This is a genomic window from Pantoea hericii (assembly GCF_014155795.1).
Lineage (GTDB): Bacteria > Pseudomonadota > Gammaproteobacteria > Enterobacterales > Enterobacteriaceae > Pantoea > Pantoea eucalypti.
The window spans coordinates 606,900-631,348 of the sequence record NZ_SCKV01000002.1 but is presented as its reverse complement, the minus strand read 5'-3'; the positions used below and the strand labels follow the sequence as shown (position 1 = coordinate 631,348).

At 55.0% G+C, this 24,449-nt stretch carries 19 protein-coding genes; 9 read left to right on the top strand and 10 right to left on the bottom strand.

Going from position 1 to position 24,449, the window contains the following annotated elements; genetic code table 11:
• Nucleotides 1-170: 170 nt before the first annotated feature.
• From H7K52_RS06595 to betI, 6 genes are all read right to left on the bottom strand, one after another.
• Entirely contained in the window at nucleotides 171-1,313 is a 1,143-nt protein-coding gene (locus H7K52_RS06595) for an acyltransferase family protein (RefSeq protein WP_182629841.1), read from the bottom strand.
• Nucleotides 1,314-1,512: 199 nt separating this feature from the next.
• Complete coding sequence (mdtI, locus tag H7K52_RS06590; RefSeq protein WP_182629840.1) at nucleotides 1,513-1,842, bottom strand: multidrug/spermidine efflux SMR transporter subunit MdtI; 330 nt, start codon at nucleotides 1,840-1,842, stop codon at nucleotides 1,513-1,515.
• Nucleotides 1,829-2,179, bottom strand: coding sequence for a multidrug/spermidine efflux SMR transporter subunit MdtJ (gene mdtJ / locus H7K52_RS06585; RefSeq protein WP_003852664.1), 351 nt, complete (start codon nucleotides 2,177-2,179; stop codon nucleotides 1,829-1,831). The genes mdtI and mdtJ overlap by 14 nt, the downstream gene beginning before the upstream one ends.
• Nucleotides 2,180-2,613: 434 nt before the next feature.
• Nucleotides 2,614-4,296: a choline dehydrogenase gene (betA, locus tag H7K52_RS06580; protein ID WP_140033332.1), complete on the bottom strand. Its 1,683-nt coding sequence runs from the start codon at nucleotides 4,294-4,296 to the stop codon at nucleotides 2,614-2,616.
• Nucleotides 4,297-4,319: 23 nt separating this feature from the next.
• Entirely contained in the window at nucleotides 4,320-5,792 is a 1,473-nt protein-coding gene (betB, locus tag H7K52_RS06575; protein WP_003852666.1) for a betaine-aldehyde dehydrogenase, read from the bottom strand.
• Between the two features lie 14 nt (nucleotides 5,793-5,806).
• On the bottom strand, nucleotides 5,807-6,400 hold the full coding sequence (gene betI, locus H7K52_RS06570) for a transcriptional regulator BetI (protein ID WP_110411350.1): 594 nt from the start codon (nucleotides 6,398-6,400) through the stop codon (nucleotides 5,807-5,809).
• Nucleotides 6,401-6,655: 255 nt separating this feature from the next.
• Between betI and H7K52_RS06565 the strand changes: the two genes are divergently transcribed.
• The 4 genes from H7K52_RS06565 to H7K52_RS06550 all read left to right on the top strand — a co-directional run bounded on the left by H7K52_RS06565 (nucleotide 6,656) and on the right by H7K52_RS06550 (nucleotide 11,459).
• Nucleotides 6,656-8,686: a choline transporter gene (locus tag H7K52_RS06565; protein ID WP_003852668.1), complete on the top strand. Its 2,031-nt coding sequence runs from the start codon at nucleotides 6,656-6,658 to the stop codon at nucleotides 8,684-8,686.
• A 140-nt stretch (nucleotides 8,687-8,826) separates the two neighbouring features.
• On the top strand, nucleotides 8,827-10,176 hold the full coding sequence (locus tag H7K52_RS06560) for an MFS transporter (protein ID WP_078804473.1): 1,350 nt from the start codon (nucleotides 8,827-8,829) through the stop codon (nucleotides 10,174-10,176).
• A gap of 145 nt (nucleotides 10,177-10,321) precedes the next feature.
• The gene (locus H7K52_RS06555) at nucleotides 10,322-10,534 is read left to right on the top strand and encodes a DUF1272 domain-containing protein (RefSeq protein WP_003852670.1); all 213 of its coding nucleotides are present in this window, start codon (nucleotides 10,322-10,324) and stop codon (nucleotides 10,532-10,534) included.
• 277 nt (nucleotides 10,535-10,811) lie between these two features.
• Nucleotides 10,812-11,459 (top strand): metallophosphoesterase, encoded by a 648-nt coding sequence (locus H7K52_RS06550; RefSeq protein WP_003852671.1) that lies wholly within the window; start codon nucleotides 10,812-10,814, stop codon nucleotides 11,457-11,459.
• 1 nt (nucleotide 11,460) lies between these two features.
• Here the strand turns inward: H7K52_RS06550 and rsmF are convergent, their stop codons facing one another.
• The 3 genes from rsmF to yebS all read right to left on the bottom strand — a co-directional run bounded on the left by rsmF (nucleotide 11,461) and on the right by yebS (nucleotide 17,039).
• Nucleotides 11,461-12,888: a 16S rRNA (cytosine(1407)-C(5))-methyltransferase RsmF gene (gene rsmF / locus H7K52_RS06545; RefSeq protein WP_259400640.1), complete on the bottom strand. Its 1,428-nt coding sequence runs from the start codon at nucleotides 12,886-12,888 to the stop codon at nucleotides 11,461-11,463.
• 304 nt (nucleotides 12,889-13,192) lie between these two features.
• Nucleotides 13,193-15,826, bottom strand: coding sequence for a PqiB family protein (locus H7K52_RS06540; RefSeq protein ID WP_003852673.1), 2,634 nt, complete (start codon nucleotides 15,824-15,826; stop codon nucleotides 13,193-13,195).
• Nucleotides 15,795-17,039: a membrane integrity lipid transport subunit YebS gene (gene yebS, locus H7K52_RS06535; RefSeq protein WP_003852674.1), complete on the bottom strand. Its 1,245-nt coding sequence runs from the start codon at nucleotides 17,037-17,039 to the stop codon at nucleotides 15,795-15,797. Before yebS ends, H7K52_RS06540 begins: the two co-directional genes overlap by 32 nt.
• Nucleotides 17,040-17,252: 213 nt before the next feature.
• Between yebS and H7K52_RS06530 the strand changes: the two genes are divergently transcribed.
• The 4 genes from H7K52_RS06530 (at nucleotide 17,253) to htpX (ending at nucleotide 21,739) form a co-directional block, all read left to right on the top strand.
• Nucleotides 17,253-17,753, top strand: coding sequence for a GAF domain-containing protein (locus H7K52_RS06530; RefSeq protein ID WP_003852675.1), 501 nt, complete (start codon nucleotides 17,253-17,255; stop codon nucleotides 17,751-17,753).
• A gap of 96 nt (nucleotides 17,754-17,849) precedes the next feature.
• Nucleotides 17,850-18,554 (top strand): RNA chaperone ProQ, encoded by a 705-nt coding sequence (gene proQ, locus H7K52_RS06525; protein ID WP_003852676.1) that lies wholly within the window; start codon nucleotides 17,850-17,852, stop codon nucleotides 18,552-18,554.
• A 19-nt stretch (nucleotides 18,555-18,573) separates the two neighbouring features.
• On the top strand, nucleotides 18,574-20,613 hold the full coding sequence (gene prc, locus H7K52_RS06520) for a carboxy terminal-processing peptidase (RefSeq protein ID WP_003852677.1): 2,040 nt from the start codon (nucleotides 18,574-18,576) through the stop codon (nucleotides 20,611-20,613).
• A gap of 244 nt (nucleotides 20,614-20,857) precedes the next feature.
• On the top strand, nucleotides 20,858-21,739 hold the full coding sequence (htpX, locus tag H7K52_RS06515) for a protease HtpX (protein WP_003852678.1): 882 nt from the start codon (nucleotides 20,858-20,860) through the stop codon (nucleotides 21,737-21,739).
• Between the two features lie 352 nt (nucleotides 21,740-22,091).
• On the opposite strand, the gene H7K52_RS06510 is transcribed toward htpX, so the two are convergent.
• Nucleotides 22,092-23,462 carry an MFS transporter gene (locus H7K52_RS06510; protein WP_008925327.1) on the bottom strand — a complete coding sequence of 457 codons (1,371 nt, stop codon included), beginning with the start codon at nucleotides 23,460-23,462 and terminating at the stop codon, nucleotides 22,092-22,094.
• Between the two features lie 187 nt (nucleotides 23,463-23,649).
• Between H7K52_RS06510 and kdgR the strand changes: the two genes are divergently transcribed.
• On the top strand, nucleotides 23,650-24,441 hold the full coding sequence (kdgR, locus tag H7K52_RS06505; RefSeq protein ID WP_003852680.1) for a DNA-binding transcriptional regulator KdgR: 792 nt from the start codon (nucleotides 23,650-23,652) through the stop codon (nucleotides 24,439-24,441).
• Nucleotides 24,442-24,449 lie beyond the last annotated feature (8 nt).

Here is a 24,449-nt window from a genome sequence, read left to right as displayed (position 1 = left end):
CAGACATTTAGCGGGTGGTGTGGAGTTCGACCAGCAAAGTCTAGTTCACCTCAGCAGGCGTGCTGGCGACGGCATGTGATAAACACCTGTTCAGAGCAGATAGATTGTGTAAGCGGCAATAAAAAAGCCCCATCCGGGCTTTTAAAAAAAGAACGGCCGGTGTTAAAAACTCAACTGGTCTGATCGGCCAGCTTCGGCTTCAGCACGCGTTTACCCATCTGAATGCCGGGCTTCTCAACATACTTATAGAGTAAAGAGGCCAGGGCATAGGTTAGCGGGATGGTTGAGACACAGACGATCAGGAAGCGCATCATGTCGCTCTTAAACTCAATGTCGGTGTGCGTGAGCAGCAGCGCAATCATCGGTATCACAATCAGCAGATGCAGCAGGTAGACCGAGAACGAGACGTCACCCAGCCAGGTGCTGAGACGGTTGTTCAGCAGCTTACGTGGCAGAGCAATCAGCGTTGCCATCAGGCTGCCCTGTGGATATTGCCACAGAATTGCTGCCATCCCGACAATCATCAGCGCTTCCATTATCACCTGCAGCTTGATCGCGCCCATTCCCATTGCCACGCTCACGACCGGGCCGAACAGCGCGAAGGCGACATAGAGCAGAGATTTACGGCGAATTGCTTCCGCCAGCAGCATGCCCGCCAGGAACATATTTAGCTTTATCAGAATCATGGAAGGCATTTCAAACGCCTCATAATAATCTGCCAGCACATACCGTCCGGCGCAGCAGAGCGCCATAATGCCTATCAGTGAGGCCGCATAACCAAAGCGCAGCGTCACCAGCATAATGAACGGAAACAGCACATAGAACTGCATCTCCAGCCCGATGCTCCAGTCAGGCAGCACGGTATTGAAACCATATTCGGGCAGCAGGCCGAACAGGAAGCTGAAGTGAGTGAGGATGTTTGCCAGCGACTGATCGGTGTAACGCGACGATTCAGTGGCGGTGCCGGAATAAAAATGCGCGATAGTGTCACGCATCTCGCCAAACCACGGGCCATAAATCAGCGCGATGATTAAAAGCAGATAGTAGAGCGGGGCGATACGGAAGAAGCGACGGATCCAGAACTTTTTAATGGTCTCCATGCTCTGCCACGGCTCTTTCTGCTGACGTTCAACATAGTTTTTCGCCATCAGATAACCCGATAACAGAATAAACAGATCGACCCCGATGCCAGGCGATGAAATCAGTGTGATGTGGCAATGTATCAGTAAGCTGATATGGCCAACCAGTACCCAGAGAGAGGCGATGCCGCGTAACCCCTCCAGCTCCGTGGACCAACCTCGTGTTGCAGACATAACTCTTCCTCGTTTTTATCCGACTTTTGGCGCTCACTAAGCCTTAAGACAACAGATATGTAAACGGGTCTTTACAAAAGTGAGAAGATTCCGACGCGGTCGGGAAGGGGAAATCAACTCAAACTGGAGAAGAGAGCACGGAAAGTTAAGGGTGTACAAAGGCACACCCATAACAAAAATAACTGAATCAAAATGCCTGTTATGCCAGCTTTAACAGGATCATGCCGGCCAGCAGCAGGGTCAGGCCAGCCCAGCCTTTACGATTCAGCCGTTGATCGAACAATACCCAGCCGGTCGTGACAGTCGCGATAATTCCAAAACCACCCCAGACCGCATAGGCCATCGACAGATCGATACCTTTTACCGCCTGAGCCAGTGCGCTGAACGCAAGCAGGACACAGCAGAGTGAAAGCAGACCGTGCAGCGGTCTTTTAAACCCATCAGAATATTTAAGGAATATATTGGCGGCAATCTCCAGCACGATAGCCAGCGCCAGCCAGGCTGCGTGGACGAAATCAGCGATGACCATGATTAACCTCCGCTGATGAGTGCATGCCGGTTTTGATCAACACAATTCCAGCGACCAGCGTCATCAGTCCGCAGACTTTCATCGCAGACAACACTTCATCAAACAGCTGTACGCTGAATAATGTAATCAGCAGGATGCCAGCGCCTTCCCACAGGGCGTAAGCCACGCCCAGAGCAATACGTTTTATGGCGAAGCTCAGCAGGATATAAGAACAGGCAATCATGCCCAGCATCATCAGGTAGCCTGAGTGGCTGCCGTTGAGGCTGGACCATTTCATAAAAAGGGTGCCAATAATTTCAGTGATAATCGCGAGTGACAATAAAACCCAGGCGCGCATGGGAACTCTCCAGCAACGAAAAATGACGACCTGCCATAACGCACAGTGTGCAGGCAGACTCAAAACAGTATCGATGTGGTGAGGAAACTACAGGGCGTTACGCCAGTGCTGATCGGCGGCATTCCAGCAAGAGGGGAAAGCGGGGAAGAGGCAGGACATGAACATTCTGCTCATAAAATTTACAACGCATCCACATTGTTGCTTCTCATCAGTGGACGAATAGTGTCTCCGGTAAAACAGATGCTGGGTTTACAGCATTCTGCAAATCATTAAATCAACAGCAGATACTGCCTGGTTTGATTGCGGTTAAGGTTCAGGGGTTTACCGGGGCGAGTTTAGAAAATGATGGCGTGTAATAATAAGTGCGATAAATCGGGCAAAAAAAGTGCCGGACAACAGTCTGCCCGGCACCTTATAAGTGACACTGTAACTAACTATTCAGCACGCTGGGGGACTGTACGAACCGGGGCGTCACCAGCAACATAGTATGAAGCGGTGCTGCGTGGCAGTGGGTCGCGTCCACGGATCTTATCGGCAATCTTCTCGCCAATCATGATGGTGGTCGCATTCAGGTTACCGGTGATGATCAACGGCATAATCGACGCATCCACCACGCGTAATCCTTCCAGCCCATGCACGCGACCTTCGCCATCAACGACAGACATTGGATCGTTACCCATCTTACAGGTACCGCACGGGTGATAAGCGGTTTCGCCGTGATTACGGACGAATTCGTCCAGCTGTTCATCCGTCTGGCAATCCAGGCCCGGACTGATTTCACGTCCACGATACTTATCCAGCGCTGGCTGATTGATGATCTGGCGCGTGATGCGGATAGCATCGCGGAACTCATGCCAGTCCTGCTCATGCGACATGTAGTTAAACAGAATGGCCGGATGACGACGCGGATCGCGTGACTTCAGGCGCACATGACCGCGGCTTGGCGAACGCATCGAGCCGACGTGACACTGGAAGCCATGCGCATCAACGGCGTTAGAACCGTTGTAATTAATTGCTACCGGCAGGAAGTGATACTGAATGTTCGGCCAGCTGAACTCTTCGCGGCTACGGATAAAACCACCCGCTTCAAACTGGTTACTGGCGCCGATACCGGTGCCATTAAACATCCACTCTGCACCGATTTTCGGCTGGTTCCACCACTTAAGGGCCGGATAGATTGAAACCGGCTCTTTACACTCATACTGAAGATACATCTCCAGATGGTCCTGCAGGTTTTCACCCACGCCCGGCAGATCGTGAACCAGTGGAATATCGAACTGCTTCAGCAGCTCCGGTGAGCCCACGCCAGAACGCTGCAGAATCTGCGGCGAGGCAATAGCACCGGCACACAGCAGCACTTCACGGCGAGCGGTCACTTTATTAATGGTGTTGCTGTCGCCCTGCAGATATTCCACGCCGACTGCGCGTTTGCCATCGAACACAATGCGATCGGTGGTGGCATGAGTAATGATCTTCAGGTTTGCACGGCCTTTGGCCATGTCGAGATAGCCACGTGCGGTGCTGGAACGGCGACCGTTTGGTGTTACGGTACGATCCATCGGACCAAAACCTTCCTGCTGATAGCCGTTGAGGTCATCAGTGCGCGGATAACCCGCCTGCACGCCTGCCTCAATCATGGCTTCAAACAGCACGTTATTGCCGGCTTTAGGCGTGGCGACGCATACCGGGCCATCTCCACCGTGGAAATCGTTCGGGCCGATATCACGGGTTTCCGCTTTACGGTAATAAGGCAGGCAGTCCAGATAGCTCCAGTTCTCCAGCCCTGGTTCACTGGCCCAGTTATCGAGGTCCATTGCGTTACCACGGATGTAACACATACCGTTAATCAGTGATGAACCGCCCAGGCCTTTTCCGCGACCACATTCCATGCGGCGATTGTTCATGTACGGCTCTGGCTCAGTCTCATACGCCCAGTTATAGCGTTTTCCCTGCAGCGGGAAGGCGAGGGCAGCAGGCATCTGAGTGCGAAAATCAAAACGGTAATCCGGGCCGCCCGCTTCGAGCAACAGAACGCTGACGTTGCTCTCTTCGGTCAGGCGGGTGGCCAGAACGTTTCCTGCGGATCCGGCGCCAATAATAATGTAATCATATTCCATTCGTCGTTCCTCAGGTTAAGTGATTAAAAGACTGACTGAAAACGCGTCAGCTCAACCTGCACGGACTTCACCTGGGTGTAGCTCTGCAGTGTCATCAGGCCATTCTCACGGCCAATGCCGGAGTGCTTATAGCCACCCACTGGCATCTCTGCGGCTGATTCGCCCCAGGTATTAATCCAGCAGATTCCTGCTTCGATCTGATGAATCACGCGGTGCGCTTTATTAAGATCCTGCGTCACCAGTCCGGCGGCCAGACCAAATTCGGTGTCGTTGGCACGGCGAATCACTTCTTCTTCGGTTTCATAGCTCAGGATCGACATGACCGGTCCGAAGATCTCTTCACGGACGATCTTCATCTCATCACGGCAGTCGGTAAACACAGTCGGTGCAACCCAGGCACCCTGGTCGAAATCACCACCGGTCAGACGTTTACCGCCGCACAGCAGGCGTGCGCCTTCAGCAATGCCCGATTCGATGTAGCGCATCACGTTATCGCGATGGCTGAAGCTGACCAGCGGGCCAAAGTTGGTGGCGGGATCACGCAGATCGCCGGCCTGAATACGGGCAACGCGTTCGCTGATTTTGGCTTCGAATGCCGCTTTCAGTTTTGCAGGAATAAAGACGCGGGTGCCATTGGTGCAGACCTGTCCGGAGCTGTAGAAGTTCGCCATCATGGCGATGTCGGCGGCCAGATCGAGATCGGCATCATCAAAGATAATCAGCGGGGATTTACCGCCCAGTTCCATGGTGACTTCTTTCAGCGTTGAACCCGCTGCATTCGCCATTACTTTTTTGCCGCTGACAACGCCGCCGGTGAAGGAGACTTTGTCGATGCCAGGATGCTCAGTGAGCAACTGGCCGGTGACCGAACCGATGCCCGGCAGCACGTTAAATACGCCATCCGGCACACCTGCTTCGGTGTAGATTTCAGCCAGCTTCAGGGCAGTAAGCGGCGTCACTTCGCTGGGTTTGAAAATCATTGCGTTACCCGCAGCCAGCGCTGGGGCTGATTTCCACAGGGCGATCTGAATCGGGTAGTTCCAGGCACCGATACCGGCGACTACGCCCAGCGGTTCACGGCGTGTATAGACGAAAGAGGTTTCACGCAGGGGGATCTGCTGACCTTCCAGCGCCGGAACCAGGCCCGCGTAATACTCCAGCACGTCTGCACCGGTGACGATATCGACCGCTGAGGTTTCGCTGTAAGGCTTACCGGTGTCGAGCATTTCCAGCTCAGCCAGCGCATCATTCCGCTCACGCAGAATATCAACAGCGCGACGCAGGATGCGCGAACGCTCCATGGCGGTCATCGCGGCCCAGACTTTCTGGCCTTTTCTGGCGGCAGCAACGGCGCGATTGACATCTTCCTGGCCGGCGGCATGAACCTCTGCCAGCACTTCGCCGTTGACCGGATTAATCGTCTGGAATGTTTCGCCAGACGCTGCGGCAACATAAGCGCCATCAATGTAGAGTTTCTGCTCGGTAAATCGGGACATGTTTTCTCCTTCCGTTATTCGTGCTCGCCAGCCAGTTGCTGACGGATGAATTGGGTGGTCAGTGTACGGGCGATGACCGGGCTGAAGGGCTTTCCACTCAGCGCGGCGCGGAGCCAGAGACCATCTATCAGGGCGGCCAGACCATGTGCGGCCAGTCGTGCCTTTTCCAGTGGCAGTTCACGCTGGAACTCGACCACCAGCGTAGAGTAGAGTCGCCTGCTGCTGACCCGCTCCAGGCGGTTGAGCTGGGGTTGATGCATGCTGCTCGACCAGAAGTCGAGCCAGGCTTTCATCACTGCCGTGTGCACCTGAGTTTCATCAAAATTCCCGTCAACGATGGCACGCAGGCGCTCTTCTGCCGGTGCATCGCGAAGCGGTTGTAACCGCGACAGTACTGCCTCACGGAGCTGGCGCGTGACATCACGCATTGTTGCTTCCAGCAAACCGTTCTTATCTTTGAAATAGTGACTGATGATGCCGGTGGACACACCCGCCCGACGGGCGATCTGGGCGATAGTGGCATCATTAATCCCTACTTCATTAATCGTGCTCAGGGTCGCATCAATCAGTTGCCGACGTCGTATCGGCTGCATCCCTACCTTTGGCATTGCTCCAGCTCCACCCTCAAATCGAGCCCCTATTTAAACTTTTTTTGATTGCACGTTCAATATAAAAAGAAACTTTGTTAGGATGCTGTTCTTAAAATGTAGCAAAAGCGAAACGGCAATGAGTGCTAAAATAGGCTGGTTTGCTGCACGCTCTAACAGGAAGTCACAGATAGAAACATAGCCGCACGGCCCGTAGTCCGGGGGCGGCACAACGTATCCATTGCGTATTTTCAGGACATTAACCAGAGGTAATCGATGAATAATCCACCTGCCGGTGAAAAAGACAGACTCAATCCCGTTGTATTTTATACCTCTGCCGGATTGATTCTGACGTTTTCACTTGTGACGATTCTCTACAGTGAACTGGCCGCGAGCTGGATCCTCAAGGCGGTAAACTGGGTCTCCGCCACCTTTGGCTGGTACTACATGCTGGCTGCCACGCTCTATATCGTGTTTGTGCTCTACATGGCCTGCTCACGCTTTGGCTCGATCAAGCTCGGGCCTGAGCACTCCAAACCCGAGTTCAGCGTGCTCAGCTGGTCTGCCATGCTGTTTGCCGCCGGGATCGGCATCGACCTGATGTTCTTCTCGGTCGCTGAACCGGTGACGCAGTACATGCAGCCACCGGAGGGCGCAGGGCAGACCCTTGAAGCGGCCCGTCAGGCGATGGTCTGGACGCTGTTCCACTACGGACTGACCGGCTGGTCGATGTATGCACTGATGGGCATCGCACTGGGCTACTTCAGCTATCGTTATAATCTGCCACTGACTATCCGTTCGGCGCTCTATCCTATTTTTGGTAAACGCATCTATGGCCCGATTGGTCACACGGTGGATATCGCAGCCGTGGTCGGCACCATTTTTGGTATCGCCACTACATTAGGGATAGGGGTCGTACAGCTGAACTACGGCCTGAAAGTGCTGTTTGATATTCCGGAAGGCCTTACCGCACAGGCTGCGCTGATAGTCCTTTCCGTCGTGATCGCTACAATCTCTGTCACATCAGGCGTCGATAAAGGAATTCGTTTTCTCTCTGAGCTCAACGTGATCATGGCTCTGGGGCTGATTCTGTTTGTGTTGTTCTTTGGCAACACCGAGTTCCTGCTGAATGCGCTGGTACTGAACGTCGGCGATTACATCAACCGCTTTATGGGCATGACGCTTAATACCTTTGCCTTTGATCGTCCGACCCAATGGATGAACAGCTGGACGCTCTTCTTCTGGGCGTGGTGGGTGGCCTGGTCGCCATTTGTCGGCCTGTTCCTGGCACGTATCTCACGCGGTCGTACCATCCGTGAATTCGTACTGGGCACGCTGATTATTCCTTTCACCTTTACGCTGCTGTGGCTCTCTGTGTTCGGTAATGCCGCGCTATATCAGATCATTCATGGCAATACCGAGTTTGCGCAGGAAGTGATGAACCATGCAGAACGCGGCTTCTATAGCCTGCTGGCGCAATATCCGGCGTTTAAACTCAGCGCATCGATCGCCACCATCACCGGTATGCTGTTCTATGTGACCTCGGCGGATTCCGGTTCGCTGGTACTGGGTAACTTCACCTCACGCCTGAAAGACATCAATAGCGATGCACCGAACTGGCTGCGCATCTTCTGGTCTGTGGCGATTGGGGTACTGACCCTGAGCATGCTGATGACCAACGGTATCACTGCCTTGCAGAACACCACGGTGATCATGGGGCTGCCGTTCAGCTTTGTTATCTTCTTTGTGATGGCCGGGCTGTTTAAATCTCTGAAGATTGAAGACCACCGTCGGGCCAGCGCCACGCGCGACACTGCGCCTTATCTGGCGCATGCCACCGATCGTCTGACCTGGAAGAAACGCCTGTCGCGTCTGATGAACTATCCTGGCTCGCGCTACACCCAGCAGATGATGGAAAAGACCATTTATCCGGCGATGCAGGAGGTGGCGAAGGAGCTGGAGTTGCGTGATGGCCGCGTCACGCTGGAAAGCGTTGAGGCTGATGAGGCTAACCCGATTGGCTATCTGGATCTGCGCGTTCATCTGGGCGAAGAGCAGGACTTTGTCTATCAGGTCTGGCCGCAGCAATATTCGATCCCGGGCTTTACCTATCGCGCCCGGAGCGGTAAGTCGACCTACTACCGCCTGGAAACCTTCCTGATGGAGGGCAGTCAGGGCAACGACTTGATGGATTACAGCAAAGAGCAGGTGATCATCGACATACTGGATCAGTATGAGCGACACCTGAACTTCATCCATCTCAACCGTGAAGCACCGGGCAGCAACATCAGCTTCCCGAGCGTCTGAACAGGGCCCGTCAGTGAGCAATTGCTGGCGGGCTTTTTTTTCGCTACCGTCGTCCTGAACTAACCGTCTTCACCTGACGAAATCGACTATCTTTAGGGCTTTCTGGCCTGATGCCAGAAAAGCACAGACAGGGAGTCATGATGGGAAAAATATTCAGTACGTTTCTGCCGCTTTACACGACCACGTTGCTGATGCTGCTCGGTTCCGGTTTGCTGACCACCTATGTCTCATTACGGCTGGCCAGCGAGCATGTCAACGGCGCGCTGATTGGCTCAATCATTGCGGCCAACTACATCGGACTGGTGATCGGCGGCAAAGTGGGGCACAACCTGATAGCCCGCGTTGGCCATATACGCGCCTACGTGGCCTGTGCCGGGATCATTACCGCGTCTGTGGTTGGTCACGGGCTCACCGACTTTATTCCGCTGTGGGTCTTTCTGCGTCTGATTATCGGGCTCTGCATGATGTGTCAGTACATGGTGCTGGAGAGCTGGCTTAACGATCAGGCGGAATCATCCCAGCGCGGCATGATTTTCGGCTTATACATGGTCGCCACCTATCTTGGACTCAGTGGCGGACAGGTGATACTGAGCCTGCAAACGGGCTTTGGCGTCAGCACCCTGCTGATTGTGGCACTCTGTTTCGCACTCTGTCTGGTACCAATTGCCCTGACGACCCGCACTCACGTCAGGCCGATGACACCTGCGCCGATGGAGCTGGGCTATTTTATCCGCACTATCCCCAAACTTCTCGGCACCACACTGGTGACCGGTATGGCCATTGGCGCGTTCTACGGCCTGGCACCGGTCTACGGCAGCAGTAAGGGATTTACTACCAGCCAGACCGGCTATTTTATGAGTCTGACGATTTTTGCCGGTCTGGTATCGCAATTTCCGCTGAGCTGGCTTTCTGACCGCTTCGATCGTCAGCGACTGCTGTTTATCATTGCCATCCTGTTTGCCGTAGCCTGTGTGCCGCTGGTGGTGTTGCCGCACCTGACCTTCCACTGGATGATCGGCATCGCCTTTGCTGCCAGCATGATGCAGTTTGCGCTCTATCCGTTGCAGGTGGCGCTGGCCAACGATCAGGTTGCCCCCGAGCGTCGTGTCTCGTTAACCGCCTGTCTGCTGATGGCGTTTGGTATCGGCGCCAGTATCGGGCCGCTGGTGGTGGGCGCGCTGATGGAGCCGCTCGGCAGCAATATGCTCTATCTCTTCTTTATGCTCTGCGCGCTGGTGATCGGCGGACTGAGCTTTGTCCGAGCGCCTGGCCCGCTTCCGACGACCGAAGTGCCGCTGCCGCACGTGGTGATGCCTGACAGTCTGGCGACCTCGCCACTGGGTGCTGCGCTGATCCCAACGCTGGAAGAGGAGGTGATTCATGCGTCAATGGGCGGTCAGGAGCCGGAAGATGAACGCGAAAGTGACGAAGACACGAGGGTCGAAGAAAATTTGACGGATGATATCCCTGAGAATCAGCAACATAAATAGCGCCCGCATGGCATTGCGACGCTCGCCGCTGTCTGTACGGTTTAAGCAGGATGTCCGGATCTGGCGCGCACCTGTCCGTTTACTGGCTCGACATTCAGGCCAGTAACCGCGATGCTGACGGATACGCTTCTTCAGGAGATACACCATGCTGGAACTTCGCCCCAACTGTGAACGCTGCGATGTTGATCTTCCGCCATCCTCTCTGGCGGCTCGCATCTGCTCGTTTGAATGCACATTCTGCGCTGACTGCGATGAACATCTCGCGCATATTTGTCCCAACTGCAGCGGCGAACTGGTGCGCCGTCCGGTGCGTCCGGCAGAGAAGTTGCAAAAATACCCGGCTAAACTGCGCAGTTGATCTCAAATGACAACGAAAATGTTTCGGACAGAATAGCCTGTCGTCTCTGATGTCGTTATCATAAATTACGTCCATTACAGAGCTACCACCTTAACTGAGTGCCGGAGATAAGCGCCGGAAGGGACGCACTTCTTGACCACCATTATTTCTCTTTCCCCAATAGCCTTACACTCTCTGCCTGCTTCCTTTGCACTCTGCTTTCTTTTTCCCCATGCCGGTTCAGGTTGAGCTCTGACTATACTTTGGGGATATTTTCAGCAGAGAGGCGGGGGCAGCGATGTGTTACCACGTCCTGAATGGCGCGAAGTGGCGGCGGATCTGGGTCGTTGGCGATCTGCATGGTTGCCGTCGCGAACTGGATCTATTGCTGGAGCAGCATAAGTTTGATCCGCAGCAGGACTTACTGATTTCGGTTGGCGACATTATCGATCGCGGGCCGGACAGTCTGGGTTGTCTGGCGCTGCTGCAGGAACCCTGGTTTCGCTGCGTACGGGGAAATCATGAGGAGATGGCGCTGTCGGCGTTGCAGGGCCAGGAGATGGCGCTCTGGCAGATGAACGGGGGAGACTGGTTTTTTCGTTTGCGTGGCGCGGCGCTGATCGCGGCACGTCACGCGCTGCGCCGCTGCCGCGAGCTGCCGCTGATCCTTCATCTGCAACTCGGCGAGCGCATTATTGTCATTGCTCATGCGGATTATCCTGCTCAGGAATACGCGCTCAATAAGCCACTCGACTGGCAACAGGTGGTCTGGAGCCGTCAGCGGCTGGAGGGTATTGAGTCAGGTGAACAGGCAGGCATCCGTGGCGCGGACGCCTTTTACTTTGGGCACACGCCACTAAAACAATCGCTGACGATTGCCAATCTGCACTATATCGATACCGGTGCAGTGTTTGGCAATCATCTGACCCTGCTGCGACTCAAGTGAGTTACCGGAACAGGCGTCCGTCGCGAACCAGTTCACGTGGGTAGCTGTTTTTGATGCGGGTACCGACTTTCTTTGCCAGCCCCAGCGGCTGGTGCTGATACGTCACAATCATCTCGTTGTTTGCGGGTGCGGTTTCCGGATAGATATCCCGGCCGCGATACCACTCTTCCGCCTCTGCCGCCGTCAGCTCGAAAGACTGCGTTGTATCAGGTTGCGCCAGCGCGATGACCGCTTCATGTTGCCAGCGATAGCCTTTAGCAAAGGTTTCTGCCAGCTTCAGGCCAATGCGTGAAAACCGCACTTTGCCAAGCAGCGGGGTGACGGCTTTAGGGAATAGCCAGATCTCTTTATCACGCTGCCACAGCTCCAGTGAGTCATCCCATCTTATAGAGACGGCCGCGGCGGCCTGCGCGATCTCACTTTCCAGTTTGCGGCTAAGGTGAGAGAAGGGCAGCTTACCGACTTTATAACCTGGCACTGGAAGGGGCTCGACCGATGCGGTTTTACGCAGACGGGCCACGAAGAAACCTTCGCTGTCGAACATCTGCGGGAAGACATGCAGATAACCTTCTGGCGTCGCGGCCTTTTCGGCACCGCTAAACAGCCCCTCCAGCGGCACGACCTCAACTGCATCCGGGTAGCGCTGCAACAGCCAGTCAATCACCTGCTGATTCTCAATCTGGTTCAGGGTACAGGTCGAGTAAACCAGCGTGCCGCCCGCTTTGAGTGCGTGAAAGGCGCTGTCGAGCAGATCGCGCTGAGTATCGGCGATCTCTTCTGTGCTGGCCAGCGACCAGTTTTTCAGCGCGTCAGCATCTTTGCGAATCACCCCTTCGCCGGAGCAGGGCGCGTCGAGCAGGATGGCGTCGAACTGTTCCGGCAATGCTGGGCCAAATACCCGCGCGTCAAAGTGCGTTAAGGCACTGTTGCTGACGCCGCAGCGGCTGATGTTGGCGTGCAGCACTTTTACCCGGCTGGATGAGAATTCGTTTGCCAGGATAACGCCCTGATTGCCCATCCGCGCAGCGATCTGGGTGGTTTTAGAACCCGGCGCCGCCGCCATATCCATCACCGCGCTGACCTCTGGCTGAGCGTCAAACAGGGCGGTTACCGGCAGCATGGAGCTGGCTTCCTGAATGTAGAACAGGCCGCTGAGGTGCTCAGCGACGCTGCCCAGCGGCAGGCTCTCATCTTCCCGGCTGATCCAGAATCCCTCTTCGCACCACGGCACGGGCGTCAGCTGCCAGCCATAACCTGCAGTCTGGCTCAGGAAATCGGCCACGCTTATCTTCAGGGTATTGACGCGAATACTGCGGCGCAGGGGTTGCTGACTGTACGCAATAAATTGCGCGAAGCTCCCCTCATCGGGCAGGCTCTGACGCATTAACGAGAGAAAATCGGCGGGGAAAAACGAAGAAGCTTCGGACACGGGCACATTCCAGTTAAGGCAAAGGCGGCAGTGTATCATGCGGAAAGGAAACGGGTAGCCTTGCTGCCCGTTTGAGGCTGCTGACAAATCCAAATCAGGGTGAATCTGACCGCAACGGATAAACTCAACGCGCAGGGAACACGGGCAGAAGAGGAAAGCGTCCCGCGCCAGAGATGGCGAGGGCCGGGCATCCCTGGCATGCTCAGCGCGGCCCATCCCTGGGCCGCGATGCTTTGCTACAGGCGTATACTCCCATCGCTTTACGTTTTGAGCCGTCTGAAAGAAGCGGCCCGTTCAGACTCAATTAACGCGGAGACGGAATCGCCGTTCCCCAGTTACGCCACTCTTTCGGCGCTTCATCCTGCAGCAGGAAGTGTTTATCCGGATTCGCCTGCGGTGCCAGCGGCACCGTCGGCGGCGTCGCAAACTGAATGCCACCCCGAATAAACTGCTGGAAGGTACCGGTTTTCACCACGCCGCCCACCAGGCCGAAGTCGAGGTTGTAACCGGACGCCTGCCAGAACACCGAGTTATTACGCACCAGATGCTGGTACTTCTTACTGATGCGCAGGGCGATCTGCACGCGATCTGCCATCGTACCCAGCGAGGTGCCGGTCACCGTACCCACTTCGACACCGCGGAACAGCACCGGCGTGCCCAGCGACAGCGAGCCTGCCTCCGTGGCATCAACATAAATGTTCAGGCCATTCAGGTAACGTGAATCGGTGATCGTGCTCTCCTGCAGCTCGAAGGTGCGCACCGCACCGCCTTTGCCTGGATCCACGTTAACGTAAGGCTGCAACAGGGTTTCCAGATGATTCACTCCGGTGGCGGAAATCTCCGGTGAAACCACGGAGAAACGGCTGCCGAGACGGGCGAAATCATTCACATACTCCGGATAGAGCACCGCTTTCGCTACGACCTGGTTGTTATCTTTGCTCAGCGACAGTGACTCTACCTGGCCGACATTAATTCCCAGATAACGAATCGGCATACCGGCCGAGAGCTTACTGGCGTCGTAGGTGTGCAGCGTAATCTGACTGCCCACCGCGCGTGCCGCCGTCTCAGACGGATAGAGCACGCGTTTTGCCCCTTTGGCCGACTGCGCACCACTCATATTGTCGAAGCTGATTGCGCCTTTCAGCGCACGGTTAAGCGGCGATGCCTGCACCGTCAGGCCGCTGCCGTTAAGGCTCACACGTGCGCCGCCCTCAGCCCAGAACACGCTCTCGCTGGTCAGTAGCTTGCGATATTCCGGCTGGATATGGACCGCAATATCAAAGGCATCCGCGCGCGGTGTGACTTTGACAATTTCACCCACCTGATACTTGCGATAAAGCACGACAGAACCGGCCTGCACGTCGGGCAGACTGTTGGCGGTCAGCGTCAGCGTTGTAGAAGGGCCATCACCCGTGATGCCTTCTTCCGCTTTTTCAGCATCAGCGAACAGCGGATAGGCACTTTTCGGCTCACCCTTTTTGCCCGGATCCAGCCGGATACCGCCATCCACCCACTCACGGGCGCTGGCGCCTAACACCTGCATGCCATCAAGGCCAAACTTCACATCAAGCCGGCTGTTAACGATAAATTTGCTGTCGCCATGCACCAGATCGCGATTTTCAGGATTAACCGCCACCACGAAGTTAACGCCATTTTCATCCAGCGAACGTGATATCACCTGGCCAATCTGCATACCGTGCAGCATCAGCGGCTGGCCCTGGTCGATACCATAACTCTCCGGTGCACTGAGTTTGACCGTCAGCACGTTAGGTTTCTGCAGCAGGGTCTCGCTGGATGGCAGCACGGTGAAGTGCTGTTGCGGCTCGCCTTCGCCAGGCACCAGTTCCAGCGTGTTGCCGGTCAGCAGGGAGCTGAGGCTGGTATCGGTCAGGCTGATTTTCGGGCTGTGCATCTCAATGCGGGTGCCGCTGCGCATCAGACCCACCACGGAAGGATCGATGGTCAGCTCGCCGGTGACTTTGCCGCCATCCAGCAGGTTCAGTTTGGTCAGTGTGCCGACCTCCAGGCCCTGATACATCAGCGGAGTGCTGTCTGCCTTAAGATTTTTTCCGTCAGGCAGGTCCAGTGTGATCTGAACGCCACGCTGACTGTGTGCCAGATCGGGATAGAGCCGGTAATTCTGCTCCGCTTTGGCGGTTTCCGAACCCTGAGGGGAGTCAAACGCAATTGCACCATTCACCAGCGCTGCCAGGCTCTCAAGCTGGACTTTAGCGCCGCTCAGGCTGACGTCAGCATTGACGCCCGACACGTTCCAGAAGCGGCTGTTGGTCTTCACCAGATTGATAAAGCGACGGTCAATCAGTACATCAATTGCCACACCATCAGCCTTATTATCAATGCTGTAGTCATAAACACGGCCAACCGGAATTTTGCGGTAATAGACCAGCGAGCCGGTATTGAGCGAGCCAAGATCCGGCGCATGCAGATGAATCATCAGTTCGCCGGTATTCACGCGATATTTAGGCTGAGTATCCAGCGCGGTAAACGCCTCGCTGGGTTTACCTTTGCCTGGCATCATCCCGATATAGTTACCGCCGACCAGCGCATCCAGCCCCGACACACCTGCCAGTGAGGCTTTAGGCGTCACCAGCCAGAACTGCGTGTCTTCACGCAGCGCGTCGCGCATATCGCTTTTGATGCTGGCTTTAATCTGAATGCGGCGATAATCGTCGCTGAGATTAATGCCCTGCACGGTGCCCACTTCCACACCCTGATACCGGATCGGTGTGCGGCCCGGCACGATACCATCCGCCGTCTGGAAATTGATGGTGATGGTGGTGCCGCGCTCCTGATAGTTAGCCCAAAGCAGCCAGCCTGCGATGAGCATCGCAATGATCGGCAGCAGCCAGAAAGGCGAAATTTTACGCTTATTGCGCAGCGTGGCGTTAGTCGGTGTAGTCGGCGTTTCCTGTTGCATGTGCATCCCAGAGCAGGCGGCTGTCCAGCCACTCAACAGACATAATGGTCAGGATGACGGCCGCGCCAAAAAACAGCGCCGCCGGTCCCATGGTAAAAGCCAGCAGCTGATCACGGTTGACCAGCGACATGGTTAACGAAATGACAAACAGATCGAGCATTGACCAGCGGCCAACCCAGGTGACAAAGCGCAATAACCGTATGCGGGTTCTCAGCCCCTGTTCACAGCGAAAATGAATACTGAGCAACAGCGTCAGCATCACCAGCACCTTGATAAAGGGCACTAAAATACTGGCGATAAAAACAATTGCTGCCACCGGAATGTTGCCTTCAGCCAGCCCCAGGATGCCGGAAAAGATCGTGTCTTCACGCCGTGAACCATTCAGATAAACCACGGAAATGGGCATCAGGTTCGCAGGAATCAGCAGCACAATCGAGGCGATCAGTGCGGCCCAGGATTTCTGAAGGCTGTGACGGCGCCGGAAGTCGAGCGGCGTATGGCAGCGCGGGCAGCGGCCCCGTTCATCGGCTACGCCCGTGTTGTGACAGTTCAGACAGACCTGCATCTCGTTGCGGGCCATATTGCCGGGACGTTGCGGGTAGAAATGCTCCCACAGCTGCTCAATATTCAGGTGGATCATCGTGAGCACGCTCAGTACCGTCAGGGCAATGTAAGCTGCCAGCCCGTAACCGATCTCCAGCGACGCATAGTCCTGCACTTTAATCGACGCCACGGCGATGCCGATCAGATAGATATCGAGCATGACCCACTCTTTCAGCTTCTCCAGCATCAGCAGCACCGGTCGCAGGTTCATACCAAGCTGATGACCAATGCCGAGATAACAGATGCCAGCCACCAGCGTCACCGGTGCGCCGATGGTGCAGAACGCCACCATTGAGGCGGTCAGTACATCACCCTGCTGGGTCATCTGGATCACGCCTTCCAGCACGCTGGCATTGATGCGCATGCCAAGCAGCCGGATATCCACCAGCGGCAATGAGAATGCAAAGGGCATCAATACCATCATGGTGGCGGCCATCGCCATAAGGCGAGTCATTGACCAGTCCCGACCACTGAGAATCTCGGCGTTACAGCGCGGGCAATAAGCCGACTGATGCGATTTCACATCCGGTAAGGAAAAAAGGGTATCGCATTGCGGGCAACGCTGATAACGTGCGTGAGGCAATGTCTGGCTGATAGCGTGAATTTTCATAGGGTGATGCAATCTTCGCTCTTCAGAAGTAACAGATATCGGTCATTAAGACATTGTCTGTGTGCCTGTCTCGGGCATCACGCTTCGATCCACAGAATGCTAAGGGTATAGCAACTAACGCTATGATTCACCTTGTGGCTCTGGATATTTAAAACTTATTTTTAACGAACGGTCTGTATCTCCTGTACAGATGTCATTGGTAACGGTTGGATAATGAACAAAACTGCCTTTTACGCCGATTTGAATCGCGATATGCGCGCCTTACTGGCGGGAGAAACGGCGTTCCTCGCCGCGATGGGAAACTTCAGCGCGCTGCTGTATGAACGTCTCGATGGCGTGAACTGGGCGGGTTTCTACCTGCTGACGGAAGCCGATACGCTGGTTCTGGGTCCTTTCCAGGGCAAAATTGCCTGTGTGCGCATTCCGGTCGGTAAAGGTGTGTGTGGCACGGCGCTGGCAGAAGAAAAAGTGCAACGCGTTGACGATGTGCATGCCTTCCCGGGCCACATTGCCTGTGACGCTGCCAGCAATGCTGAGATTGTGATTCCTCTGAAAGTGAATGGCACGGTGGTTGGCGTGCTGGACATCGACAGCGTGACATACAATCGCTTTGACAGCGAAGACGAATCGGGGCTGGTCACACTGACTGATGGGCTTTGTGAAGTGCTTGCGAACAGCGACTTAGAAAAATATCTGCAGCTGACGCGCAGCTAATCGACTGGATCACATGGCATTTAGCGATGTTGTCATTATAATGTCGCCTGTTCATGCCTGCGCTGGTCGGCAAACCCGTTGTAATCAGGAAATTTCATGGAAAATCAACCTAAGTTGAATAGCAGTAAAGAAGTCATCACTTTTCTGGCGGAGCGCTTTCCGCACTGCTTTAGCGCTGAAGGTGAAGCGCGTCCGCTCAAAATCGGTATCTTTCAGGATCTGGTCGAGCGTGTTCAGGGCGAAATGGGTCTGAGCAAAACACAGCTGCGTTCCGCGCTGCGTCTTTATACGTCAAGCTGGCGTTATCTGTACGGCATTAAAGCCGGTGCTATCCGTGTCGATCTCGACGGCAACGCCTGTGGCGTGCTGGATGAGCAACACGTAGAGCATGCACGCAAGCAGCTGGAAGAAGCGAAAGCCCGCGTCCAGGCGCAGCGTGACCAGCAGCGCGCTGCACGTCGTGAAGCCGGTGAAAGCGAAGAGGGCGCAGCACCGCGTCGTCCACGCAAGCCCGCGGCTCGTAAGCCTGCAGAAGGTGACGCTGCGCGTAAACCGCGTCCGCAGACCACTGCAGCACCGCGTGCGACCGCTTCACAGCATCGCAAGCCAGCCCCACGTCCGGAGCAGGAAGCCCGACCCATCACTGATACCTCAACTTTGCAACCCGGCCAGAGTATTAAAGTTAAAGCAGGCAAAAGTGCGATGGACGCTACCGTTCTTGAAGTATCAAAAGACGGCGTTCGGGTCCAGCTCGCTTCCGGCATGGCAATGATTGTGCGCGCAGAACACTTGCAGTTCTGAAACGGAGGCTAACCCCGGCATGAACACCCTTTTTAAAGTTGGACTTATTGCGGGCCTGCTATTAGCAGGCCCATCCTTCGGCGCAGAGAACATTACGCGCGCCGACCAGATTCCCCAGCTTCACGAAGACCCGCAGGATCCCACTGTCAGTGAGCGCGTCACGTCGCGCTTTACCCGTTCCCACTATCGCCAGTTCGATCTGGATCAGAACTTTTCAGCGAAAATTTTTGATCGCTATCTGAACATGCTCGACTACAGCCACAATGTGCTGCTGGCATCGGATGTGGCGCAGTTTGCCAGCAAAAAAACCACCGTGGGCGATGAGCTCCGCAGTGGCAAGCTGGATCTTTTTTACGATATTTATAATCTGGCGCAGAAGCGCCGTTTTGAGCGCTATCAGTATGCGCTGACGGTGCTGGCGCGTCCGATGAATTTCAGCGGCAATGACACTATCGACATTGACCGCGCCAAAGCGCCATGGCCGAAAAATGAGGCTGAACTAAACGCGCTCTGGGATGCCAAGGTTAAATATGACCAGCTGAGCCTGAAGCTGGCCGGTAAAGACGACAATGAGATTCGCGACGTTCTGACTAAGCGTTACAACTTCGCGATCCGCCGTCTGGCCCAGAGCAACGGTGAAGATGTTTTCCAGCTGGTGATGAACGCTTTCGCCCGCGAAATCGATCCCCACACCAGCTATCTGTCGCCGCGTAACACCGAGCAGTTCAACACGGAGATGAGCCTCTCTCTGGAAGGCATCGGTGCGGTTCTGCAGATGGATGACGACTACACCGTGATCAACTCAATGGTGGCAGGCGGTCCGGCAGCGAAAAGCAAAGCCATAACCGTTGGCGATCGCATTGTGGGTGTCGGGCAGCCAGGCAAGCCAATGGAAGATGTTATCGGCTGGCGTCTTGATGATGTTGTTGCAAAAATCAAAGGGCCTAAAGGCAGCAAAGTGCGCCTGGAAGTTCTGCCAGCCGGTAAGGGCACGAAAACCCGTACTGTCACGCTGACGCGTGAGAAAATCCGTCTGGAAGACCGTGCGGTGAAGTTGACCATTAAAAATGTCGGCAAGCAGAAAGTCGGCGTGCTCGATATTCCTGGCTTCTATGTCGGTCTGACCGACGACGTGAAGGTCCAGCTGCAGAAATTGCAGAAACAGAACGTCGACAGCGTGGTCATCGACCTGCGTACCAACGGCGGCGGCGCGCTGACCGAAGCGGTATCCCTTTCCGGCCTGTTTATTCCGAGTGGTCCGGTGGTGCAGGTTCGCGACAACAATGGTCGGGTGCGCGAAGACAGCGATAACGACGGCGTTGTTTACTATAAAGGTCCGCTGGTGGTGCTGGTCGATCGCTTCAGCGCCTCAGCCTCTGAGATCTTCGCTGCCGCGATGCAGGATTATGGTCGTGCAGTGATTGTTGGCGAGCCAACCTTTGGTAAAGGCACCGTTCAGCAGTATCGCTCTCTGAACCGCATCTATGATCAGATGCTGCGTCCGGAGTGGCCAGCGTTAGGCTCCGTTTCTTATACCATCCAGAAGTTCTATCGCATTAACGGCGGCAGTACACAGCGCAAAGGCGTCACGCCGGATCTGCTGATGCCAACCGGCGTAGAAGCGGCTGAAACCGGTGAGAAATTTGAGGATAACGCACTGCCGTGGGACAGCATCAAAGCGGCAACCTACACCAAAACCGGTGATGTTAAACCGCTGGTTGCGCAGCTGACGAAGCAGCATGCTGATCGCATCGCACAGGATCGCGAGTTCCAGTACATCATGAAGGACATTGCCCGTTACAATGCTCTGAAAGATAAGCGCAATATCGTGTCACTTAATCTTGCTCAGCGCGAGAAAGAGAACCACGAAGATGATGCATCACGACTGGAGCGCATCAACGCGCGCTATCAGGCAGAAGGCAAAAAACCGCTGAAAAACCTGGATGAGCTGCCGAAAGATTATAAAGAACCGGATCCGTATCTCGACGAGACGGTGAAGATCGCAAATGATCTTGCCCAGCTGGAGAAATCCCAGCCAGACGCACCCGCGGCGAAATAAGCCGCTGTTGCCAGAAAAAGCACCGCTAAGCGGTGCTTTTTTTTGCGTCCGTAAAAGTTTCCATTAACCAATGATTAGCGCGCGAGAAGCCGCCTGCAGGCTGGGTTGCTCATCAGGCGTGTCAGAATGTAAAGTTATGTCTTTTTAGGCACTTAAACGTTAAGGTTGCTTGAAAAGCAGCCCAATGCCCATAGGATATGGATCCGCGTATAGGCGCGTGAACTACTGAGGAAGATTAACAAAAATGATGCGTATTGCTCTTTTCCTGATGACCAACCTGGCTGTGATGTTGGTATTCGGGCTGATTCTCAGCCTGACAGGGATCCAGTCAAGCAGTGTTCAGGGCCTGATGATCATGGCAGGCCTGTTTGGCTTCGGCGGTGCGTTTGTTTCACTGCTGATGTCGAAGTGGATGGCGCTGCGATCGGTTGGCGGTGAAGTGATTGAACAGCCACGCAACGAAACCGAGCGCTGGCTGGTGGATACTATTGGCCGTCAGGCCCAGCAGGCGGGCATTGCGATGCCACAGGTCGCAATCTATCACGCACCTGACATCAACGCCTTTGCGACCGGCGCACGACGTAACGCCTCACTGGTTGCTGTCTCAACCGGTCTGCTGCAAAACATGAGCCGTGATGAAGCGGAAGCGGTACTGGCACACGAAGTGTCGCACATCGCTAATGGCGACATGATCACCATGACGCTAATCCAGGGCGTGGTGAACACCTTTGTGATTTTCGTTTCACGCATTCTGGCGCAGATCGCGGCAGGCTTTATGTCCGGCAACCGTGATGGTGAGGAGAGCAGCAACGGCAATCCGCTGGTCTACTTTGCGGTGTCGATGGTGCTGGAACTGGTGTTTGGTATTCTCGCCAGCATCATTACCATGTGGTTCTCCCGTCACCGTGAGTTCCATGCCGATGCCGGTTCAGCGAAGCTGGTTGGTCGTGAGAAGATGATTGCGGCGTTACAGCGTCTGAAAACCAGCTATGAACCGCAGGAGCCGAGCAGCATGATGGCGTTCTGCATCAACGGCAAAGGCAAATCATTCAGTGAGCTGTTTATGTCGCATCCGCCGTTAGATAAGCGTATTGAAGCACTGCGCAGCGGTCAGTATCTGAAGTAGCACTAAGCAGAGCAAATAAGGCGACCCGCGGGTCGCCTTTTCTGTTTTAGAAATCAGCATCAGATTGAATCAGACAGCAATATCTTAGCTCCAGTATCTTAGCTCAAAGAGCAGGGAACCCAGAGAGAGGAGGATAACGTCCCGACGCCTGTACAAAAACGCCGGGAGCGTTTTTAAACAACGCAAAGCGTTGGCCCGTTTATGGGCGCACATCAGGGATGAGGTGCGTAATCGTGCAGGACGACCGTCTGGGATGACAGTCGTCCTTTTGATTTGTCAGGGTTCCCTGTGCAGACCCGGCCTTACAGCGAATCGGTTCACATGCTGTAAGGCGTTCGCTTTTTCGCTGCCATCAGGCGCGGGTCTGCGTCATGCGCGACACGCTCACCAGCGCCGCCACGGCGGCAAAGCTGCCCGCCAGCAGCAGCGAAACGTGCGTGCCACGCTCATCAAACAGATTAAACATCAGCGCAACCAGCGCAGCACCCATACTCTGACCCAGCAGGCGCGCGGTACCCAGCATGCCGCTGGCAGCGCCGCTGCGGTTACGTGGAGCAGAGGTGACAATTGTGTGGTTGTTAGGTGACTGGAACAGCCCAAAACCGGCACCGCACAGCATCATGCGCCAGATAATATCACCATCGCCAGGGTTTGCTGGCAGCCAGGCGAGCAGGAACAGCCCCAGGGCGAACATCGCCAGCCCGATTCCTCCCAGCAGCCCGGCATGCACCCGCTCAATCAGCCGGCCGGCTATTGGCGCAAACACCATGGTCGCCAGCGGCCAGGGCGTCAGAAGTAAACCGGTTGCCACCTCATCACGCTGCAGGACGTTTTGCAGGAAGAAGGGCAGTGAGACCATCGCCAGCATCTGCGCGCAGAAGGAGCAGACCGACGTGCCCATCGACAGGCTGAAAATGGGGATACGCAACAGATCAACCGGCAGCAGCGGCACCGCCATGTTTAACTGACGACGAATAAAGAACCAGCCTGTCACCAACAGAACAACGACCTCCGACAGCACCAGCAGATGACTCTGACCCTGCGCAAAACCGCTCAATGCGGAGATGATCAGACCAAAGAACAGGGCATTCATGATCGCGCTGGGCACATCAAATTTCTGTGCGGTGGCTTTTTGCGGATTATCGGGCAGTGTGCGCAGCGCCAGCCACAATGCAATAGCACCCAGCGGGACGTTAATCAGAAACAGCCATTTCCAGCTCGCCACTGACAGAATCGCAGCCGCTACTGTCGGGCCTGCCGCGGTCGACACCGCCACCACCAGCGAGTTAATTGCCATGCCGCGTCCCAGATAGCGCTGGGGATAAATAATGCGTATCAACGCAGTGTTCACACTCATCAGCGCGGCGCCACCTAACCCCTGCAGCACGCGGGCAAAGGTCAGCATGGTTAGCGTGGTCGAGAAGGCGCAGAACAGCGAGGTGGCAATAAACAGCGCCAGGCCGGCCTGGTAGACGCGCCGATAGCCCAGCATATCGCCCAGAAACGAGAGCGACAGCAGCGAGACGATAATCGCAATCTGATAGGCATTCACTATCCAGATTGACTGCGCCGGGCTTGCATTGAGTTCACGCGAAATGGTCGGCAGGGCGACGTTGGCAATCGCGCCATCCAGCACCGCCATGGTCAGCCCGATAGCGATTGTGGCAATAGCCATATAGCGCTGACGGCCTGGTAATCCATCTTGCGGAGGAGAAAGAGTCATAAGTTAATTACTAAAGAGGGTGAATATCATCATGCTAATGAAATTAACGCTGAAATGCAGCGCTCGAACGGATAAAAAACTGTCTTAAAATATGACGCATGGGTTAAAGCATTGCTGCCATGCTGCGCCTCACTCTATACTGACTATCCGTTCCATTTTTTTTGAAACAGGTTTAATAAGGTGCGCGATGTCCATTGGTGAAAATGATAAACAGCCTGATTCGGTCTCTTCTGTTCTTAAAGTGTTTGGCATTTTGCAGGCGCTGGGCGAAGAGCGCGATCATGGTATTACTGAGCTCGCGCAGCGCGTCATGATGTCAAAAAGCACCGTCTACCGTTTTCTGCAGACCATGAAGTCGCTGGGCTATGTCACGCAGGAAGGCGAGAGCGAGAAGTACTCACTGACGCTGAAGCTGTTTGAGCTGGGTGCAAAAGCATTACAGAACGTTGATTTAATCCGCAGCGCGGATGTGCAGATGCGTGAGTTGTCGCGTCTGACCAAAGAGACGATTCATCTGGGCGCGCTGGAAGAGGACAGTATTGTCTACATCCACAAAATCGACTCGCTCTATAACCTGCGTATGTATTCACGCATTGGTCGTCGTAATCCGCTGCATACCACTGCGATCGGTAAAGTGCTGCTGGCCTGGCGCGACCGAAGCGAAGTGGAGGAGATTCTACGGGATGTGGAGTTTAAACGTAGCACGGCCAATACGCTGTTAAGCGCGGAGGCGTTGATTACGACGCTGGATCAGGTCAGAGCGCAGGGTTATGGTGAGGATAATGAAGAACAGGAAGAGGGATTGCGCTGCCTCGCCGTGCCGGTATTCGACCGATTTGGCGTGGTGATTGCGGGACTCAGTATCTCTTTTCCCACCATTCGTTTTTCAGAAGATGCCCGTCAGGATTACGTGGCCATGCTGCATCGTGCGGCGCGCACGCTTTCATCAGAGATGGGCTATCACGACTACCCGTTCTGAAAACAGCG

Bases quoted from the DNA above. Each gene is read 5' to 3' on its own strand.
- yebS (WP_003852674.1), bottom strand. From the start codon at position 17,039: ATGAAAATTCACGCTATCAGCCAGACATTGCCTCACGCACGTTATCAG.
- H7K52_RS06560 (WP_078804473.1), top strand. From the start codon at position 8,827: ATGGGAAAAATATTCAGTACGTTTCTGCCGCTTTACACGACCACGTTG.
- mdtJ (WP_003852664.1), bottom strand. From the start codon at position 2,179: ATGCGCGCCTGGGTTTTATTGTCACTCGCGATTATCACTGAAATTATT.
- H7K52_RS06565 (WP_003852668.1), top strand. From the start codon at position 6,656: ATGAATAATCCACCTGCCGGTGAAAAAGACAGACTCAATCCCGTTGTA.
- H7K52_RS06555 (WP_003852670.1), top strand. From the start codon at position 10,322: ATGCTGGAACTTCGCCCCAACTGTGAACGCTGCGATGTTGATCTTCCG.
- mdtI (WP_182629840.1), bottom strand. From the start codon at position 1,842: ATGGTCATCGCTGATTTCGTCCACGCAGCCTGGCTGGCGCTGGCTATC.
- htpX (WP_003852678.1), top strand. From the start codon at position 20,858: ATGATGCGTATTGCTCTTTTCCTGATGACCAACCTGGCTGTGATGTTG.
- betI (WP_110411350.1), bottom strand. From the start codon at position 6,400: ATGCCAAAGGTAGGGATGCAGCCGATACGACGTCGGCAACTGATTGAT.
- H7K52_RS06550 (WP_003852671.1), top strand. From the start codon at position 10,812: ATGTGTTACCACGTCCTGAATGGCGCGAAGTGGCGGCGGATCTGGGTC.
- prc (WP_003852677.1), top strand. From the start codon at position 18,574: ATGAACACCCTTTTTAAAGTTGGACTTATTGCGGGCCTGCTATTAGCA.
- H7K52_RS06530 (WP_003852675.1), top strand. From the start codon at position 17,253: ATGAACAAAACTGCCTTTTACGCCGATTTGAATCGCGATATGCGCGCC.
- H7K52_RS06510 (WP_008925327.1), bottom strand. From the start codon at position 23,462: ATGACTCTTTCTCCTCCGCAAGATGGATTACCAGGCCGTCAGCGCTAT.
- H7K52_RS06595 (WP_182629841.1), bottom strand. From the start codon at position 1,313: ATGTCTGCAACACGAGGTTGGTCCACGGAGCTGGAGGGGTTACGCGGC.
- kdgR (WP_003852680.1), top strand. From the start codon at position 23,650: ATGTCCATTGGTGAAAATGATAAACAGCCTGATTCGGTCTCTTCTGTT.
- betB (WP_003852666.1), bottom strand. From the start codon at position 5,792: ATGTCCCGATTTACCGAGCAGAAACTCTACATTGATGGCGCTTATGTT.
- proQ (WP_003852676.1), top strand. From the start codon at position 17,850: ATGGAAAATCAACCTAAGTTGAATAGCAGTAAAGAAGTCATCACTTTT.
- H7K52_RS06540 (WP_003852673.1), bottom strand. From the start codon at position 15,826: ATGCAACAGGAAACGCCGACTACACCGACTAACGCCACGCTGCGCAAT.
- betA (WP_140033332.1), bottom strand. From the start codon at position 4,296: ATGGAATATGATTACATTATTATTGGCGCCGGATCCGCAGGAAACGTT.